The sequence below is a fragment of the Lysinibacillus sp. 10T31 genome, from assembly GCF_056394365.1.
On record NZ_JBFTHS010000002.1, the window covers coordinates 56,399 to 71,412 of the forward strand.

Annotated in this window: 15 protein-coding genes; all 15 read right to left on the bottom strand. The window is 38.2% G+C overall.

What is annotated here, in order from left to right; genetic code table 11:
- Positions 1-456: 456 nt before the first annotated feature.
- The 15 genes from recA to AC1DCY_RS01600 all read right to left on the bottom strand — a co-directional run bounded on the left by recA (position 457) and on the right by AC1DCY_RS01600 (position 14,981).
- Positions 457-1,521 carry a recombinase RecA gene (recA, locus tag AC1DCY_RS01530; RefSeq protein WP_477346832.1) on the bottom strand — a complete coding sequence of 355 codons (1,065 nt, stop codon included), beginning with the start codon at positions 1,519-1,521 and terminating at the stop codon, positions 457-459.
- A gap of 157 nt (positions 1,522-1,678) precedes the next feature.
- The gene (locus AC1DCY_RS01535) at positions 1,679-1,858 is read right to left on the bottom strand and encodes a hypothetical protein (protein ID WP_477346834.1); all 180 of its coding nucleotides are present in this window, start codon (positions 1,856-1,858) and stop codon (positions 1,679-1,681) included.
- 172 nt (positions 1,859-2,030) lie between these two features.
- Positions 2,031-3,287 (bottom strand): competence/damage-inducible protein A, encoded by a 1,257-nt coding sequence (locus AC1DCY_RS01540; protein WP_477346836.1) that lies wholly within the window; start codon positions 3,285-3,287, stop codon positions 2,031-2,033.
- Positions 3,288-3,304: 17 nt separating this feature from the next.
- A complete protein-coding gene (gene pgsA / locus AC1DCY_RS01545) occupies positions 3,305-3,883 on the bottom strand; it encodes a CDP-diacylglycerol--glycerol-3-phosphate 3-phosphatidyltransferase (protein WP_477346838.1) in 579 nt (192 codons plus the stop codon).
- A 50-nt stretch (positions 3,884-3,933) separates the two neighbouring features.
- On the bottom strand, positions 3,934-4,842 hold the full coding sequence (locus AC1DCY_RS01550; protein WP_477346840.1) for a helix-turn-helix domain-containing protein: 909 nt from the start codon (positions 4,840-4,842) through the stop codon (positions 3,934-3,936).
- A gap of 25 nt (positions 4,843-4,867) precedes the next feature.
- Positions 4,868-5,656, bottom strand: a complete 789-nt coding sequence (locus tag AC1DCY_RS01555; RefSeq protein WP_477347109.1) for a DUF3388 domain-containing protein — start codon at positions 5,654-5,656, stop codon at positions 4,868-4,870.
- Between the two features lie 228 nt (positions 5,657-5,884).
- A complete protein-coding gene (locus AC1DCY_RS01560) occupies positions 5,885-6,142 on the bottom strand; it encodes a DUF3243 domain-containing protein (RefSeq protein ID WP_460011044.1) in 258 nt (85 codons plus the stop codon).
- A 44-nt stretch (positions 6,143-6,186) separates the two neighbouring features.
- Positions 6,187-6,915: an elongation factor P 5-aminopentanone reductase gene (gene ymfI, locus AC1DCY_RS01565; protein ID WP_477346842.1), complete on the bottom strand. Its 729-nt coding sequence runs from the start codon at positions 6,913-6,915 to the stop codon at positions 6,187-6,189.
- Positions 6,912-8,213 carry an EF-P 5-aminopentanol modification-associated protein YfmH gene (yfmH, locus tag AC1DCY_RS01570; RefSeq protein WP_477346844.1) on the bottom strand — a complete coding sequence of 434 codons (1,302 nt, stop codon included), beginning with the start codon at positions 8,211-8,213 and terminating at the stop codon, positions 6,912-6,914. The genes ymfI and yfmH overlap by 4 nt, the downstream gene beginning before the upstream one ends.
- Positions 8,210-9,481, bottom strand: a complete 1,272-nt coding sequence (gene yfmF / locus AC1DCY_RS01575) for an EF-P 5-aminopentanol modification-associated protein YfmF (RefSeq protein WP_477346846.1) — start codon at positions 9,479-9,481, stop codon at positions 8,210-8,212. The genes yfmH and yfmF overlap by 4 nt, the downstream gene beginning before the upstream one ends.
- A gap of 260 nt (positions 9,482-9,741) precedes the next feature.
- The gene (locus AC1DCY_RS01580) at positions 9,742-10,707 is read right to left on the bottom strand and encodes an ABC transporter permease (protein WP_477346848.1); all 966 of its coding nucleotides are present in this window, start codon (positions 10,705-10,707) and stop codon (positions 9,742-9,744) included.
- A gap of 1 nt (position 10,708) precedes the next feature.
- Entirely contained in the window at positions 10,709-11,755 is a 1,047-nt protein-coding gene (locus tag AC1DCY_RS01585) for an ABC transporter permease (RefSeq protein WP_477346850.1), read from the bottom strand.
- Positions 11,755-13,302 (bottom strand): ABC transporter ATP-binding protein, encoded by a 1,548-nt coding sequence (locus AC1DCY_RS01590; RefSeq protein WP_477346852.1) that lies wholly within the window; start codon positions 13,300-13,302, stop codon positions 11,755-11,757. The genes AC1DCY_RS01585 and AC1DCY_RS01590 overlap by 1 nt, the downstream gene beginning before the upstream one ends.
- A gap of 29 nt (positions 13,303-13,331) precedes the next feature.
- Positions 13,332-13,511 carry a hypothetical protein gene (locus tag AC1DCY_RS01595; RefSeq protein ID WP_477346854.1) on the bottom strand — a complete coding sequence of 60 codons (180 nt, stop codon included), beginning with the start codon at positions 13,509-13,511 and terminating at the stop codon, positions 13,332-13,334.
- A gap of 384 nt (positions 13,512-13,895) precedes the next feature.
- Complete coding sequence (locus tag AC1DCY_RS01600) at positions 13,896-14,981, bottom strand: BMP family lipoprotein (protein WP_477346856.1); 1,086 nt, start codon at positions 14,979-14,981, stop codon at positions 13,896-13,898.
- Between the last annotated feature and the right edge of the window lie 33 nt (positions 14,982-15,014).

Below are 15,014 nucleotides of genomic sequence, written 5' to 3' on the forward strand. Positions count from 1 at the left end.
CTTGACATCTGCCAGATTCTTCATCTTCATTTAATAGGTCTTTAAAGGCCATTATAAATGAAGTCAGAATGTACTGCCTATTTAAAGTCATAATTCAGAAATTATACATATTTAATTGTATAGCTAGCCTCAAGCTCTGTCAAGGATAGTCGGTCATCTGTTCGCCCTCCAAAGAAAAAAAGTCAGCCATATCCATTAAGAGAATTAATTACCTAATGCTTTTTACACTAACGCTTATTTTAACTTTTAACATTAATGCCTAGAAGCAGTACTTAGGAATTATTTTTACAAAACGAAAATATGAAGCTTCCCCATTTCTCTTTATGGCCAACCACTTTCGGTGATGAGCTAAATGAATGGATACCCTAATAAATATTATAAAACCATATTCCCCAGTATGTGTAAACAAAAAAATGCATTGCTCTCACTATAAAGAGTGGGAACAATGCATTTATATTATTTATCTTCTAGAAGAAGCTTTAATTCATCATCCATTTCTTCCTCATCATCATGCGCAGCAATTGTGTAAGATGATGATGCAATACCGTAAGAAGCACGGATTTTATTTGCGATGTCGTCTAGTACAGCTGGATTTTCTTTTAAATACTGTTTAGCATTTTCACGACCTTGACCTAGGCGCTCATCACCGTAAGCATACCAAGAACCGCTTTTTTGAACGATGTCAAGTTCAACACCTAAATCGACTGTTTCGCCCTCTTTTGAAATTCCTTCACCGTACATAATATCAACTTCAGCTGTACGGAATGGTGGTGCTACTTTGTTTTTCACAATTTTAATTTTTGTTCGGTTACCCATAATGTCATTGCCTTGTTTAATAGCTTCTGCACGACGTACTTCTAAGCGAACGGAGCTATAGAATTTAAGTGCACGTCCACCAGGTGTTGTTTCTGGGTTTCCGAACATTACACCAATTTTTTCACGTATTTGGTTAATGAAAATAGCAATCGTTTTTGATTTATTGATAGCACCTGAAAGCTTACGTAAGGCCTGAGACATTAAACGCGCTTGTAAACCAACATGCGAATCACCCATATCTCCTTCGATTTCCGCTTTCGGAACTAATGCTGCTACTGAGTCAATAACGATGATATCGATAGCACCACTACGCACTAATGCTTCTGCAATTTCAAGCGCCTGCTCTCCTGTATCTGGTTGAGATAATAGAAGCTCATCAATATCGACGCCCAATTTTTGTGCATAGATTGGATCTAACGCATGCTCAGCATCGATAAACGCTGCTTGTCCACCATTTGCCTGAACCTCTGCAATGGCATGAAGAGCAACCGTTGTTTTACCTGATGATTCAGGGCCGTATACTTCAATAATACGTCCACGTGGATACCCACCAACACCTAATGCAGCATCAAGTGCTAACGAACCACTTGAAGATGTAGCGATTTCTAAATCGGTCTTTTCGCCAAGTTTCATGATAGAACCTTTGCCAAAATTCTTTTCAATTTGTTTTAACGCCTGTTCTAAGGCAGCTTTACGATCACTCATTCATTTTCCTCCTTCGAAAACTGTTCACTGTTTTTCTCTATCTCTACTATACTTGTTTTTAAGAGAAGACGCAAGAAAAAAGCGAACATTTATTCGTTTTTCTTCAAAATAAAAATTTGGGTAACTTTCCATTACCCAAATTTCTATTTTAACTATATTATGGATCATCATCAAAATGTGTGGTTGATTTCCGTTCCGGCTGGGCGCTTTGCCGCTGCCGCTTCGCTTTCGCGCAGATAAAACATTTGTTGCTGCCGCTTCGCTTTCGCACAGAGCAGAGCTTCCTGGGGCCGCTTCGCTTCGCTGCAGGGTCTCGGGCCAACAGGATGTTGGTCACGAAGGCGTTATCACAGGACGTGATGGTTTTAGCCTTCGTTCCTCTAATCGCTAATCCCCGAGGAGTCGCCGAGCCTCCACTCCAATCAACTTATTTACAAAGTAAACATTTTAACAAAAATCTTATCTACAACTTTTGATGATGAACCTATATTTATGCCGGGCAGAATTGATTAACGTTTTTTAAAGCCTCTTTCTTCCAAAAGCTGCATTAAGTAATGACAAGTAAATTTCGCAGCGCGCAGTCGGTTTGTATTTCGCATACCCGATAAATGAAGTAAATACGTTATCGGTTTTTCATCGCCAATGGCAAGACCAATCCAAACCGTCCCTACTGGTTGATGATCATGGGCTGTAGGACCTGCCGCACCTGTTAATCCAATACCTATATCTGTACCAAATTTTTTACGCACAGCACTAGCCATAGCCGCTGCACATTCACTGCTTACAATCCCATGTGTAGTTAATAATTCCTTAGAAATATCTAGTTGTTTAATCTTAGCCTCTTCAGTATACGTAACAACGCCACCAACAAGGGCATCCCCTACACCTGGTATTTCAGCAAGCTCTGACTGAAATAATCCCGCTGTTAAACTTTCTGCTGCAGAAATTGTTAACTTATTGTCTAGTAACATTTCTACTGTTTTAGAGGCAAGAGAATCATCATCTATACCGTATTGATAGTTCCCAACAAGCGCTTGAATCTCTGCTACCTTTGCGGCAATAAGCTGCTGCGCTTCTTGCTCCGTTTCTGCTTTGGCTGTTACACGTAATGTAACCTCACCGTCAGAAGCAAGTGGAGCAACAGTTGGGTTTGTTTGCGAATCTAAAATATTTTGGACACGAACCTCAAGCTCCGCCTCTCCAATTCCATAAAAACGCATAACATGCGATGTAATTACCCCTCCAGCATTTAACATCGCACCAAGCTTTGGCTTTGCTTCAAACTGGAACATTGGCTCAAGCTCTTTTGGTGGCCCTGGAAGTAAAATATACGTACGCCCATCCTTTGTTAATATCATGCCAGGTGCCATACCGTGATGGTTTGCAAGCACCTCACTACCCGCTAGTATTAAAGCCTGCTTACGATTATTATCCGTCATTGGACGTCCTCGTTTTGCAAAAAACTGCTCAATATTAACCAGTGCGATATCATCAAATTCGAGAGAAACGTCAAGATGGCGCGCAATCGTTTCCTTTGTTAAATCATCCTTTGTAGGTCCAAGCCCACCAGAGAAAATGATTAAATCAGCACGAGTCTCCGCAACGGAAATAGCCTCTTCTAAACGTTGTGCATTATCTCCAACAACAGTGTGATAATACACGTTGATCCCTAACTCGGACAACTGACTAGAAATAAATCTTGCATTTGTGTTCGAAATCTGACCAAGCAATAACTCTGAGCCAACCGCAAGAATTTCAGCATTCATGATCCTCAAGACCTCTCTTATTTAGACTCAAGTAAGACACGTCGATTTAGATAGAAATAATCCCATCCAGACCATAGTGTAAAGAACAATGCAATATATAGCATAATTGTATCGAATGGAATACCAATAAGTGTAAAGATTGTATTGTGTAAAAGTGCTGCTCCGATGGCCACAATTTGAGCCCACGTTTTAATTTTACCAAGCTGGTTAGCCGCAACAACTTCTCCTTCACCTGCCAATATTAAACGCAGGCCAGTTACTGCAAACTCACGGCTAATAATAATTATTATTATCCATGCAGACGCCATATCAAGCTCTACCATTAAAATAAAAGCTGCTGAAACTAGTAATTTGTCAGCAAGTGGGTCTAAAAATTTCCCAAATGTTGTCACAAGATTGTACTTACGTGCATAAAAACCATCCACCCAATCAGTCGTTGAAGCAATAATAAAAATGAGTGCACCTACAAAATGATGAACAGGCATCTCTGCACCGAATAGTGACATTGTTCCCCAGCCAAAATCAAACATCATAACAATGACAAAGAACGGAATAAGTAAGATTCGAGAGATGGTAATTTTATTTGGAATGTTCATTTTTCTAACACCTTTCATGATGAAAGAAAGTAGTCATCGCTAGATGACTACTATTCTTTATTGAAATTGATGACGATGTTTTGCGTTACAATTTGCTGTGCATACGTTAAAGGCTCGTCATTAATGTATACTTTAGCTTGCGAAGAATTACCTAAGCGGATACGTGCGTAATTTTGAGATGTTGCGTCGAATTCTACTACTTCTCCTGCATTATATACACGAGTATCTGTTAGTATTTCCTGTTGCTGTTGGTTTCGAATACCGATAAATGTAGGACCTGATACTTCAATACGTATTTTAAATGTATCTGCACCTGTTAAAGTATAAGAAGTTGTAGCACCATCCGCTTCAACAGCCCCTGCTGAAATCGCTTGTTTAACCTCTTCAGTTTGCTTTTCGTCAGGTGTATCTTGTGTTGAATCTGTTGACTCTTGTTTGTCATTTGCTTGAGCTTTTTTTTGCTCTTTTTCTTTATCTTTTTCTGTATCTATTGGTTTTATTTTTGTATCATATTCCATTTCTGCTGGATTTGTACTGTCTGTATCATTTGGCCCTGCACTATTTCTATTCTGCATAAGCACCCAAATCACTACAATAATGACAATGATAAATAAACCAACGATTATTTTCGGCATTGCCTCCATCATTTTAGTCGAAGGACCTTTTGAAACTTTTCTTCTACTTGGACTACTAGTCATCGATTGACTTACTTGATTGTTTGGAGTACCTGGCAGCTCGCTTTTATAAGTTTCTAAAAGCTCCTCTGCGTCCAAACCAACAGCGTCAGCATATTGTTTAATAAAAGCTCGTACATAAAATGAGCCAGGCATAATCGAATAATTGCCCTCTTCAATACCTATTAAATAACGCTTTTGAATTTTTGTTATTTCTTGTAAATCGTCTAAGCTGTAGCCTTTAGACAGTCTCGCCTCTTTCAGTCGAGTCCCTAATTCTGCCACTCATAACACCTACTTTAATATCAAATTAAAAATTAAATCCACCAAATGAATTAGATTCGGACATCATATGGCTTTTTTCCATTATTTCATACGTAATTTCTTCATCTGGGTGATGACGCAATTCAATGATATAATCAAAATCCTCTATCTTATATTCTGAATGCTGAACAAACATATCTGGATGCTCGATGACCTTAATGGAAGGCATACTCATCATCTCACGCACTAGTTGCAAATGTCTCTCATCAGATGAACGACGTGTCACAATACCATCTAATATAAAAATATTATTGTCACTGAATTCATCACCAGCAAGTTTATTGCGAACAGTCTGCTTAATCATTGTAGACGATAAAAAAATCCATTTTTTATTGGCACATACACTAGCCGCTACAATCGATTCGGTTTTTCCTACACGAGGCATTCCACGTATCCCAATAAGCTTATGCCCTTCTTTTTTAAAGAGCTCAGCCATAAAGTCAACTAATATACCAAGTTCATCTCGTACGAAGCGGAAGGTATTTTTTTCATCTGCATCTCGAGGAATATAATGACCGTGCCTAATGGCTAAACGATCACGGAGTTTAGGTTGTCGAAATTTGGTAACGTTAATATGTTCCATTGTCGAAACAATTGTACGAAAACGCTCAATTGTCTCATCGTTGTCTGTATGCACTAACATACCACGTCGATCCTCATCGACACCATTTATTGAAATAATATTGACCCGAAGCATCCCTAAAAGTGAAGCAATATCTCCTAATAATCCAGGGCGATTCACCTGAATTTCATATTCAAAGTACCAATCGCTCAAACACACTCGTTCCCTTCCTATTAGTTAACGTAAAAAATCCTTTATAAGTTCCATCATAGCTGATTTTTTATGTAATGGAAAGTTAGAATACATGGAATTATGGCGTTATTTTTAAAAACTTACTATTTTTTTTTTGAACGTACAGAATAGGCTTACATACGTTCCCTTTTCAATGCAAAAATCACTTTTTTATACAGAAAAAAAGAGGAGATAGTTCTCCTCTTCGTTTTACTGCACAGGTTTATTTTCTACAAGTTTAATGACACAATTCGCCAATGCTTGTTTTTCATCTTCGGAGGCAACGCCCCATAAATCCGACAGCACTCGCTCTTGTTCATTTTTAGGATCGACATTTGTCGCCAAATATTCTCCAATTTGTACAGCGGCCTGTTGAATCATTTTTGTTGGCATACCGCTTGATTCTGCTCGCATAACATTTTGACCTAAAAACGATGTCCATTTTTGCCAGTTTTCTAAAATAGTCATATGTTTCTCCTCCTTTACACATGTAGTATGTGCAAAAGAGAACATTATATGTACCAGCCACCGTTTAATCTAATAATTTGTCCCGTTACATAATCCGCTTTTCCTGAAAGATAGAAGCGTACCATTTCAGCAACATCCGTTGTTTGTCCAATTACACCTAGTGGAATGTCCTCTAAAATATATTCAAGCTCCTCTTCGCTTAAATGACTGTTCATCGTGGTATTAATAAAGCCAGGTGCAATGGCATTAACACGAATGCGTGACAGTGCAGATTCTTTTGCATATGACTTCACAAAAGCATGTTGGGCACCCTTCACAGCGGCGTAAAGTGATTCACCAGCCGATCCAGCCTCGCCCCAAATCGAACCAATAAAAAGCACATAGCTAACATCATGAGCACGTAGCTTTGATGACAGCAAAGCCGTCAGATGCATTGGATTTTGCACATGGACACGCCATAATGCATCCATATCCTCCACCGTAGTATCTTCAAGCAAAGAATAATGTGCTTGACCATTTGCAAAAACAATCGCTTGCACATTAAAAATTTGCGATGCTAGCAATTGTGCCCCAGATGCTTTCGAAAAATCTCCCTGTACAAGCATAAACTCTTGTGCAGGGAAACTTTCTGAAAGAGAGCGGTATAAAACCTGTGCTGCTTTTTCATTGTTTGAAAAGTGTATGTAGATGGACCAACCATCATCTGCCAGACTTCGACAAATAGCACGGCCAATCTCACCCGATGCACCTAAAACGAGGGCAAACTTTTTCACTGTACGCCCTTCGCTGTAGGTAAAATTTTGAAGACAGTTTGCTGAGATTCACCTTGAACTGAAGAAAATGCTTTTTTCAAATCTTCGATCGTTAGTTCTTCTAGTACAGGCACAACATCGAACAAATTCATATCATTAAACGAATAACGTGTAAATTGGTTGGCGATAAATTCAATAGAGTTCAGTGCACGTAGGAAGAAACCTATTTTTTTACGTTTCACTCGTTCTAAATCGGCACTTTCAAAATGTGCATCTCCATCATGTTTTGCTAATTCTTCCTTAATAGCTTTCTCTAATGCAGCCGGTTCTGTAGAATCTGAGCCAATCATAGCAAATCCAAACCCATTTTCTAACGTGAAATCAAATGCATACGTTTCATCAATTAAGCCATCATCATAGACACTCTCATAAAATTTAGATGTACGTCCAAAAATAAGTTCAAGTGCAATTTGAACAGACAGCTCATGTTTTAACATGTCACGACCAGAAAGATTTGTTTCTTTTGCTTTTAAGCCGATATAGACCTTAGGCTTTTGTACATCCATATGCAACTCACGTTCTTTGATAGCAACATCTGTCGGTTCTTGATCGAAGAAACGTTGAATTGGTGTTGGTTCAGGGAATTCTTTCTTGTCTTGATTGTCACGAATAAACGTCATCATTTCATTAGGATCTACTGAGCCAATGACAAACAATAACATATTGGACGGATGATAAAATGTATTGTAGCACGTATATAAATGGTCCGCAGTAATGCCATCAATCGACTCTATTGTACCAGCGATATCAATTTTTACTGGGTGATTATGATACATATTTTCGATTGTACCAAAATATAGACGCCAATCTGGCTGATCGTCGTACATCGTAATTTCCTGACCAATAATGCCCTTCTCCTTATTAACAGTTGCTTCTGTAAAGTAAGGCTCTTGAACAAAATTTAATAATGTTTCTGTGCTGTTATAAATATTGTTCGTCGAAGAAAATAAATACGCTGTACGTGTAAATGATGTAAAGGCATTGGCTGAAGCGCCGAATTCACTAAACTTTTGGAAGACATCTCCATCTTCTTTTTCAAACATTTTATGCTCTAAAAAGTGGGCAATGCCATCTGGTACTGTAATGCTTTCAGTTCCACCCATTGGCACAAATGCACGGTCAACAGAACCGTATTTTGTGGTGAAGGTCACAAACGTTTTGGAAAAGCCTTTTTTCGGTAAAATATAGACATCTAAGCCATTTTCTAATTTTTCATAATACAATGTTTCATCTAATTGTTTGAATTCAATTGTTTTCATTGTGCGGCTTGCTCCTTTCCACATAAGAAATAGACCGCTTCTAGCTGTACTTGCTTCGCCATTTCAACAATATCTTGCTTTGTCACAGCTTTCCATTTATTTGCCCAAGCGTCAACAGAGAACTCCTCAGGTAAATCTTTATATTGATCAAAAATTTCAATTTGTCCACGGGCAGAATCTAATGCTTCTTTTAGCTGATTTGTCAGCATTGCCTTTGTTTGTTCTATTTCTAAATCTGTAATATCGCCTGCTTGCATAACAGCAAGTTGTTCCTTAATAAGTGATAGCGCTTTTTCTTCATTCTTTGGTTCAATTCCAGAGACAACAAATACTAAGCCATAATGTGATGCATATGAGCTTGACGCATAGTAGGCTAAACTTTCCTTTTCACGAACATTCATAAATAATTTGGCATGAGGATAGCCACCGAACACACCGTTAAAGATTTGCATTTTGGAGAAATCAGCGTCACCAAATCGCACTGGTGTACTAAAGCCAATATGCAGCTTACCTTGCTTCATTTCTTGTTGTTCACGTACATAATCATTTTGTGGATGCTGTTGTGGAAGCACAGCAGGAATTTCTTCAGGTGTGCGATCATTAAATGGTAGCGCTTCTTTTAGTTTCGCTACGATTTCGTCTTCATTAATATCACCCGCTACATAAATGTCTATTTTATCGTTAGCAAGCATGGATTGATATGCTTCAAACAATGATGTAGGGGTAATTTTTTGAATGTCCTCGACAGTTCCATTAGCAGAAATAGAGGCCGGTTCATTTGGACGTAAAATTTGTTGAATGCGTTGCTGCGCAAAACGAGATTTATCGTCAAAAATGGACTCAATTCGCTGAATGACCGTTTTCTTTTCACGTTCCACAATAGATTCCTTAAATACACCGTTTTCTAAATTCGGTTCAAATATTGCTGTGTGCAATAAATCAAGTACCTCGTTTAAAACACTTGTATTTGCCAAAAAATGATCATTAACGGCTTCTACATTCATCAGTACTGTATGTTCATTACCACGTTTAGATGTGTCAAAATATAACACTGTGCCATACAAGTCATCCAAGAAACTTCGGAATGCAGCTGTTGTCTTATATTTAGCATTACTGTGTTGCAATACATTTGTTAACACTGTGCGTTCAGACGCATTTGTGGCCGTTAACGCTCTTCTCCATTTAATTGAAAAATTTACGGTTTTAAATTGGGTCGTTTGTCGGATATGCAAATTGACACCTTTTGCAAAAGGTATTGTTTTAAACATATATAGAACCCTCCTTATCTTTCTTAATATAACAAAGTACTACACATACTATACATGTCTATTGTCTATAATTGCAAAAAGAATCCAAAGTATGTATATGAAAAGTGTGGAAATTATTTTTGTTGATTGATGAACCTGTTCATACTAGCAAATAAAGTTCAACCTCCAACCATTATTTTCCCAAACACTCGAGATATGTACAAGGAAAAAGACTGAGCATTTTCGCCCAGTCTTTAGTATTAACAATTGTCTGTTTGTTATTAGCGTTTCCCCTTAATATAAGGTTGGCCACTAGCTTTTGGTGCATTTGCTTTACCGATAAATCCTGCTAATGCAAAGATTGTTAAAACGTACGGTAAGATTTGTAGGTACACAGCAGGAACATCTTGAATGTAAGGAATTCCGCTTCCTGCAACACTTAAAGTTTGTGCTACTCCAAAGAATAAAGCTGCACCTAATGCACCGATCGGATGCCATTTCCCAAAAATCATTGCAGCAATGGCCATAAAACCTTGACCCGCAATTGTTGCATGTGAGAAATCGTTTGTAATTGATTGCGCGTACACTGCACCACCAAGACCACCTAATGCCCCAGAGATGACAACAGCAATATAGCGCATTCTATTAACATTTACACCCATTGTATCTGCGGCCATTGGGTGCTCACCAACAGCACGTAAGCGTAATCCAAACGGTGTTTTATAAATGATAAACCATGCCCCAATAGCTACTGCAAAGGCTAATATCGATGTACTGTAGACATTTTGGAATAATAATGGACCAAAGAACGGTATGTCCTCTAAATAAGGGATAGCGAAACGATTTATTGCATGGGCTTGGTCAATCATATCTGTTTGACCTTTACCATAAATCATTTTCACTAAGAATACAGTTACCGCTAAACCTAATAAGTTGATAGCAACCCCCGATACCGTCTGATCGGCACGGAAGGAAATCGAAGCAACTGCATGGAGAAGTGAAAAGATTCCCCCAATAATGACAGCTGCCAACATTGCCACCCAAATTGTTGCTGCACCGAATGTCGAAGCAAATTCTAGATTAACAAAAATACCAACAAATGCACCAACAATCATTAAACCTTCTAGTCCGATGTTGACTACACCAGAACGTTCAGAGAATACGCCACCGATTGCCGTAAAAATTAAAGGTGTTGCATAAAGAATTGCAGAAGGGATGATGAAATATAACATTTCTAAAAAGCTCATGTTATTGCCCCTCCTTTTTCTTGCTCAATTTTTGTAATGCTACTCGTATGATATAACCTGATGCTACAAAGAAAATAATTAACGCGATAATAATAGATACGATTTCCTCTGGAATACCCGCAGCATTTGGCATATTTAGCGCTCCGTATTTTAGTGAGCCGAATAATGAAGCCCCAAATACTACCCCTAGTGGTGTATTGGCACCAAGTAAGGCCACGGCGATACCATCGAAACCTATACCAGTAAAGCCTGCTTTAATAGAGGCGTTTCCGAAAGTACCTAGTGCCTCCATAGCACCACCAAGACCAGCGAACATACCTGAGATCGTCATAGCTAAAATAATGTTTTTGTTAACGTTCATACCAGCATAGTCTGCAGCATTCTTATTAAAGCCTACCGCTTTTAGCTCATATCCGCGTGTTGTTTTTTCTAAAATGAACCACATAACTACTACCATTAATAGTGCAACAATGATCCCATAGTGAAGACTTGAATTGTCTGTAAGCTCTCTTAAAAACGGAGAACGTAATGATGCTGAATCATGAATTCGTTCTGTTTTAAAGCTACCGTCAGACAATTTTTTAATCACTGCATTCGCAATATAAAGCGCAGTGTAGTTTAACATAATTGTCGCAATAACTTCGTGAACTTTAAATTTCGCTTTTAAGAAACCTGCAATAAAGGCCCAAAATGCACCGGCTGCGGCTGCCGCAAGCAATGCTAATGGTAAGTGAATAATTTTAGGTAGATCAAATGCATATCCTACCCAAGCCGCTGCTAACCAACCTAAAATTAACTGACCTTCAACACCGATGTTGAATAAACCTGTACGGAAGGCAAATGCTACCGCAAGACCCGCCAATATGTACGGTGTTATTTGTCGGATTGTGTTCCCAATTGAATATGAATCTCCAAAAATACCTGTCCAAAGGGCACTATAACCTTGTACTGGGTCATAGCCGCTGACTACCATTACGATAGCACCAACAATTAAACCGATAATGATAGAGATGATAGGAACGAGTATATTAATGACACGATTTGACATTAGTCGTTCCCCTCCTTCGCACCATTCATGTTATTTTTACTACTTTGTCCTGCCATTAATAGACCAAGCTCTTGTTCTGTTGTTTCTTTTGGATTTAACTCATCAACAATTTGACCATCATAAATAACAGCGATACGGTCAGAAACATTCATGACTTCATCTAATTCAAATGAAATTAATAGTACTGCTTTTCCTTTATCACGTTGCTCGATCAGGCGAGAGTGAATAAATTCAATAGCACCTACGTCAAGTCCACGTGTTGGTAAAGCAGCAATCAATAAATCTGGATTACGATCAATTTCACGACCGATAATTGCTTTTTGCTGGTTACCACCTGAAAGGGCACGTGCTGGAGTCATTTCACCATTACCAGTACGCACATCATATTCTTCGATGATTTGGCGTGCTTTTTCAGACACTTTCTTGTAGTCCATGACAAAGCCCTTAGCGATTGGAGACTGGTAATATGTTTGTAGTGCGATATTATGACCGATTGGGAAATCTAATACTAAACCATGCTTATGGCGATCTTGTGGAATATGTCCGACGCCTTCCTCAGTAATTTTTCGAGGTTTCATATTTGTAATATCTTTGCCATTTAATTTAACAGCACCACTCTTTATTTTACGTAGACCAGTTATGGCTTCGATTAACTCGGATTGTCCGTTACCATCGATACCCGCAATACCAACAATTTCACCTTTGCGTACTTTTAAGTTCAAACCTTTTACTTTATCGATATTACGATAGTCTGTAACAATCAAGTTTTCGATTGTAAGTACTTCATCAGTTGGTTTTGCTTCTGTTTTTTCTGTTTTAAATTCGACTTGGCGACCAACCATCATTTCAGCTAATTGGTTAGGATTTGTTTCAGCAGTTGTAACTGTTCCAATTCCTTCCCCTTTTCGGATAATCGTCACACGGTCAGAAACTTCCATAATTTCTTTTAGCTTATGGGTAATTAAAATAATGGATTTGCCCTCTGCAATTAAACGGCGCATTATTTGAATTAGCTCTGTAATCTCCTGTGGTGTTAAAGATGCCGTAGGTTCGTCAAAGATTAAAATTTCTGCACCACGGTATAGTGTTTTTAAAATTTCAACACGTTGTTGCATCCCCACAGTAATATCCTCGATTTTGGCATATGGATTAACATCTAAACCATATTTTTCAGAAAGTGCTTGTACTTTCTTTGCCGCATCTTTAATGTTTACAATCCCCATTTTTGTAGGTTCAGAACCTAAAATAATGTTCTCCGTCACTGTGAAATTTTCCACTAACATAAAGTGTTGATGGACCATGCCAATCCCTAAATCATTGGCCACATTTGGGTTTGTAATTTTAACAGCCTTCCCACGAACTCGAATTTCGCCACCCTCTGGTTGATACAAACCAAAAAGGACGTTCATTAAAGTCGATTTACCTGCACCATTTTCACCTAGCAATGCATGGATTTCGCCTTTTTTCAGTTGGAGGGTGATGTTATTATTCGCCACGAAATTACCGAATTCTTTTCGGATTCCTAGCATCTCAATCACGTGTTCCAATTTCGTCACTCCCTTAATAGGCACTTTTATCAATTTCTCTTTGGCGTAATTGTGGCTGTCGCCTTGCTTTCGCCAAAGAAAACATTTATAGCTGTCGCTTCGCTTTCGCTACAGAAAACATTTGTTACTGACGCTTCGTTAACACTCCGTTTCGCACAGATAAACAATACGTCCAGTTTGAAACCGTTTTCTATATTTATTTGAGACAAACTTAATAATACTAGCCATAGTCACTGTTAGTTCAACGTTTTTTCACATCGACAGCAATGACCTCAGCTAGAGGTTCCATCTTCGTTCAGTGGCATTATGTACCCTATTAACAAAAATTCACATGTTTTTTGTCCCACTAATAGAGGTAGATATTCTTCTGAATGAAGATAAATTAATACAGGAAAGGTCATCGTTAGAAACCTTTCTTCTATTAACTTGATACCATCATTACTATTCTTACAATAAACTCATAGAAAAATTACTACCTCTATGGTAAATAAATCTGATCCGATAGAGTATTACAAATAGTCAAAATATAACGATAGATTGAAAAATCATCATAAGGGCTTTCTAAAAGTCCCTTATGATGATCAAAAGATGAATTATTTTTTCACTTTTTCTGGAACTTTAATTTCACCTTTAGCAATTTTTTCTTTATATTCATTAATAACCTTTTGTACATCTTCTGGGATTGCGCCACGAGAATCTGCAAGCTTCACGCCGTCTTCAGCTAAACCATAAGTAAGCGTTTTGCCGCCTGGGAATTCACCTTTTTTCGCTTTATTTGAAATATCTACAACTGCTGTGTTAACACCTTTTAACATAGAAGTTAAAGTTACATTTGTTTTATCGTCTACTTTACCTTCTTCGTATTGGTCAGCATCTACACCAATTACCCATACATTTGCATTAGGGTCTTTTTTCTTACGTTCTTTTGCTTCAGAGAATACACCGTTACCAGTTGCACCAGCAGCGTGGAAGATTACATCTACACCAGAAGAGTACATGCTGTTTGCAGTAATTTTACCAAGGTCAGCTTTATCGAATGCGCCAGTATATTTTGATTGGATTTCGATTTTTGGATTTACAGCTTTTGCACCTTCAACGAATCCAGCCTCGAAGCGGTTGATAACTGGAATATCTACACCACCCACGAAACCGATTTTACCTGTTTTAGACATTTTCGCAGCAGCTACACCAGCTAAGTAAGCACCTTCTTGCTCTTTAAAAAGAACACTAACAACGTTGTCTGCTTTTACTTCAGCATCGATTAATGCAAAATGTTTTTCTGGATTGTCTGTAGCAATAGCTTCAACTGCGTCAGCCATCATGAAACCGATTCCATAAACTAAATCGAAGTTACGACGTATTAAGCTATTTAAGTTTGATTCATAGTCTGCATCTGATTTCGATTGTAAGTAGTCGAAGCCACCGTCACCTTTTTTTAGACCATTTTCTTTACCGAAAGCTTGAACACCTTCCCAAGCWGATTGGTTRAATGATTTATCATCAACGCCACCTACGTCAGTAACCATTGCTACTGAGAATGCATCTTTGCTGCTTTCGCCAGATGATGCATTTTCATTTTCCTTTGCAGGTTTTTCTTCGTCTTTCGTACCACATGCACCTAAGATAGCACTTGCAGCTAAAACTGATGATAATACTAAGCCAAATTTACGTTTTTTCATTTGATTAACCCCCCAAAGGTATTGTAATTAGCA

Coding starts and splice junctions, on each gene's coding strand:
- recA (WP_477346832.1), bottom strand. CDS start 1,521: ATGAGTGATCGTAAAGCTGCCTTAGAACAGGCGTTAAAACAAATTGAA.
- AC1DCY_RS01540 (WP_477346836.1), bottom strand. CDS start 3,287: ATGAATGCTGAAATTCTTGCGGTTGGCTCAGAGTTATTGCTTGGTCAG.
- pgsA (WP_477346838.1), bottom strand. CDS start 3,883: ATGAACATTCCAAATAAAATTACCATCTCTCGAATCTTACTTATTCCG.
- AC1DCY_RS01560 (WP_460011044.1), bottom strand. CDS start 6,142: ATGACTATTTTAGAAAACTGGCAAAAATGGACATCGTTTTTAGGTCAA.
- yfmH (WP_477346844.1), bottom strand. CDS start 8,213: ATGAAAACAATTGAATTCAAACAATTAGATGAAACATTGTATTATGAA.
- yfmF (WP_477346846.1), bottom strand. CDS start 9,481: ATGTTTAAAACAATACCTTTTGCAAAAGGTGTCAATTTGCATATCCGA.
- AC1DCY_RS01580 (WP_477346848.1), bottom strand. CDS start 10,707: ATGAGCTTTTTAGAAATGTTATATTTCATCATCCCTTCTGCAATTCTT.
- AC1DCY_RS01585 (WP_477346850.1), bottom strand. CDS start 11,755: ATGTCAAATCGTGTCATTAATATACTCGTTCCTATCATCTCTATCATT.